We start from the raw sequence: 3,357 nt of genomic DNA on the forward strand, positions 1-3,357 counted from the left end.
ACGTGGAAACTGTTGTATTGCTCGGCAATTCAGGAGGAGGCTCGTTGATGGCCGCCTACCAGTCGCAGGCGGTCGACCCGAACGTCACTCCGCTGGAAGGTATGCGGCCGGCGGCCGGACTGACAGAGTTGCTCGCCGCCGACGGCTATGTCGCTACCGCCGCGCATCCTGGGCGCCCGGATGTATTGACCGCCTGGATGGATGCCGCCGTCGTCGACGAAGGCGACCCGGTCGCCACCGATCCCGACCTGGACCTGTACAACACACAAAACGGCCCGCCGTACACGCCGGAATTTGTCACCCGCTACCGGTTGGCGCAGACCGTGCGCAACCATACCATCACCAACTGGGCCGAGAGGGAGCTCAAACGCGTTCGCGCAGCTGGGTTTTCCGATCGGCCGTTTACCGTGATGCGCACCTGGGCCGACCCACGCATGGTGGATCCCAGCATCGAGCCGACCAAGCGTGCGCCCAACCGGTGCTACGCGGGCATCCCGGGGAAGGCAAACCGCTCCGCATATGGCATCGCCGCGGCCTGCACGCTGCACAACTGGCTGAGCATGTGGAGCCTGCGGGTGGCGCAAACCCGGGCCGAGCCACACCTGGCCCGTATCACCTGCCCGGCCTTGGTGATCAACGCCGAGGCAGATACCGGAGTCTTCCCGTCCGACGCCCAGCGCATCCACGATGCGCTGGCGAGCACCGACAAGACGCACTGCTCGATCGAGACCGACCACTACTTCACCACCCCAGGCGCGCGCAGCGAGCAGGCCGACACCATCGCTAACTGGATCAACGAGCGATGGCGGTGAGAGTTCTCGCCGAGCCGCTGGCTCATCCTCCGCGAGCAGTTCGGCAGACCGATCGGCCAGCTCCAGACCATCAAGCACAAATACGCAGAGATGATCGCCGACATCGAACGGGCCACCGCCGCAGTGTAGGACGCCGCCCACGCGATTGACGAAGCTAGCTAGAATGATTGAGACATAGTCTGTTCCGGGGTCGAGTTCGCCGCCGCTGTAGCGGCGGCGTTGGCGCCGGCGGTGGTCCAATGCTGCACGCGGAATTGCATTCAGATACACGGCGGCACATCGCAGGTGCAGCTCAACACCATCGCCGAACGGCTGCTGGGGCTGCCCCGCGACCCGTAACGGCGGCCGGCCGATTGGCGTGCAGCTGGCCTCCCTCAGGTGGTTGCACTACCAATCACTAGTGCCTTCCGTGGCCACCGTGCCACCCGGGCCCGCCGTGCCACCCGCCGTGCCACCCGGGCCCGCCGTGCCACCCGCCGTGCCACCACGGCCCGCCGTGCCACCCGGGCCACCAAGGCCCCCACCAGTCGTCGGGATCCCACCAGTCGTCATCCATGGGGACGACACGGCCGAAATCCGCACGGTTGTTCAGATCGGCCCGGGACACATCCGGTACGCCAGGCACGCCGTTAGGCGAGTCGGCACCTGCGACGCTGGGCGTCGGGGTGGCCACCTCCACAGCCTGCGCCACTGGGGCAGCGCCGAAGAGCATCGCTCCGCTCAGCACGCCGACACCCACCGCACGAGCTGCGGCCTTACGGGCAGAAAACAGTGAGATCAACATTTGCTAGCTCCTTCCACGATCGTGAAGCCGATATGAAAGCCAGAGACTTAGCGTTAGGCACGTTTTATATGACATCTAGATAGTAGAAATCATTCTACTATCTATCCAGAAGACAGCTACTGTATACACCTAATATTTTCCGTCCCCATGTCGCGCTTCAGTGCTCACCCAATTCGGCAGCAGACTAAATTCCACAGGTGCTGTATTCAGTAACTCAGTAGTAAGTGATATCTAGAGCTAGCATGGCATTTACTGATCCACTTAACTAAGTAAATACGGATTTTTACATTTAATGACTTTGGCCCAAATAGTTGGATCATGATTGACCGAAGTCCCGCATTACTATCAGAGCGGTAGCAAACCTCGATTAAGTGATGCCTGGGTCACATCCAGGCCGCCGCGGCTATCCTCTCGGCGATCAAAGGCGATCAGGCGCGACCGCCAGCCCCCGGGGCCCCTGCACCTCAAGAATTCCGGCAACGGTGATATCCAATCGAAGGACTTCATCAACGAAGCGCATACTGATACCCAGATCTACTGATTTGCACCCCAGAGGGGGTCGTCGCAATGAGTGCCGTACCCGGCCACAACGAACCCAGCGTCGGAGGGTTCCGTGCGCACCCGAGGGTCGCCACGCCACCCAGACCCGGAGAGACAGGACCGACCCAGCGCCTCACCGGTCTCGGACGAGAGACCGCTCAACCAACACGCGAGCAGCGAACACGACGAACTGTTGACCTCTCACTCGCGACACACCGAGCCCTCGACCTCTGGCAGCAACAAGCCGCCGACCACCTCGGCGTCGCCCGCGTCACGGGACAAGAGGTCTTTACCGCACTGATCGAGCAACTCCTGACCGACCCCAAGCTCTCCGCCCAAGTCACGCGCACCATTCAGGCCCGCCGGTAACCGTAAGGGAGGCCCCGAGATTGCCGTTAACGAACCTCGAAATCGCGTAACTCGCGCTTGAGGACCTTACCGGTGGGGTTACGCGGTAGCTCGTCGAGAAAGATCACTTCCCGCGGCACCTTGTAGCGGGCCAGGTGGTCGCGGACATAGGTTTTGATTGCGTCCTCGTCAATGGTGGCGTCCTGCTTCTTGACAACGAAGGCGCGCAGTCGAGCGCCCCACTCCTTGTCGTCGACACCGATCGCGGTGGCCTCCACCACGTCGGGATGCCCGCTGATCAAATCCTCGACTTCGGCAGGAAACACGTTCTCGCCGCCGGAAACGATCATCTCATCGTCACGGCCACTGACGTACAGCAAGCCGTGCTCGTCGAAGTAGCCGACGTCGCCCGACGACAACAGGCCGTCAATGATCTGCTTGCCGCCGCCGCCGGTGTAGCCCTCGAATGGGAAGGCGTTCCCGACGAAAATCCGGCCGACCTGGCCGCGCGGCACTTCTTTGCCGCTGTCGTCAAGGATCTTGACCTTCACGCCCTTAACCACCGGACCAACTGTCGCCGAGTTGATTTGCAGGTCCTTAGGTCCCGCGATCGTGGCGAACGCGATCTCGGTCGAGCCGTACATGTTGTAGATGACGGGGCCGAGGTCGTCGAGCGCGCGGGTGGCCAGTTCGGCGCCCAACTGCGATCCGGATACGAACACCACCCGCAGGCTGGACAGATCGGGCTTGGTCTCCATTTTCTCGAGCGTGTCGAGGATCCGCGACAGCATGACCGGAACCACCACTATGGCTGTCGCCTGGTGCTTTTCGATGTCTTCGAGCGCTGTCGCGGGCTTGAACCGGCGCCGCAGC

At 62.3% G+C, this 3,357-nt stretch carries 4 protein-coding genes and 1 pseudogene; 3 read left to right on the forward strand and 2 right to left on the reverse strand.

The window, feature by feature from the left end:
- Together AC2VOU_RS18885 and AC2VOU_RS18890 are read left to right on the forward strand one after the other, a co-directional pair.
- On the forward strand, window positions 1–812 hold an 812-nt coding region (locus AC2VOU_RS18885), incomplete at its 5' end, for an alpha/beta hydrolase (RefSeq protein WP_486958740.1).
- Window positions 813–839: 27 nt separating this feature from the next.
- Window positions 840–1,088, forward strand: a pseudogene (locus tag AC2VOU_RS18890) (acyl-CoA dehydrogenase family protein); the annotation flags it as partial.
- Window positions 1,089–1,209: 121 nt separating this feature from the next.
- On the opposite strand, the gene AC2VOU_RS18895 reads toward AC2VOU_RS18890, so the two are convergent.
- Window positions 1,210–1,596, reverse strand: coding sequence for a hypothetical protein (locus tag AC2VOU_RS18895; protein WP_486958741.1), 387 nt, complete (start codon window positions 1,594–1,596; stop codon window positions 1,210–1,212).
- A 567-nt stretch (window positions 1,597–2,163) separates the two neighbouring features.
- Between AC2VOU_RS18895 and AC2VOU_RS18900 the strand changes: the two genes are divergently transcribed.
- Window positions 2,164–2,505 (forward strand): ATPase, encoded by a 342-nt coding sequence (locus tag AC2VOU_RS18900; protein ID WP_454561125.1) that lies wholly within the window; start codon window positions 2,164–2,166, stop codon window positions 2,503–2,505.
- A 26-nt stretch (window positions 2,506–2,531) separates the two neighbouring features.
- Here the strand turns inward: AC2VOU_RS18900 and AC2VOU_RS18905 are convergent.
- On the reverse strand, window positions 2,532–3,357 hold an 826-nt coding region (locus AC2VOU_RS18905), incomplete at its 5' end, for an AMP-binding protein (RefSeq protein ID WP_486958742.1).

The sequence above is a fragment of the Mycobacterium sp. TH-M25 genome, assembly GCF_057473665.1.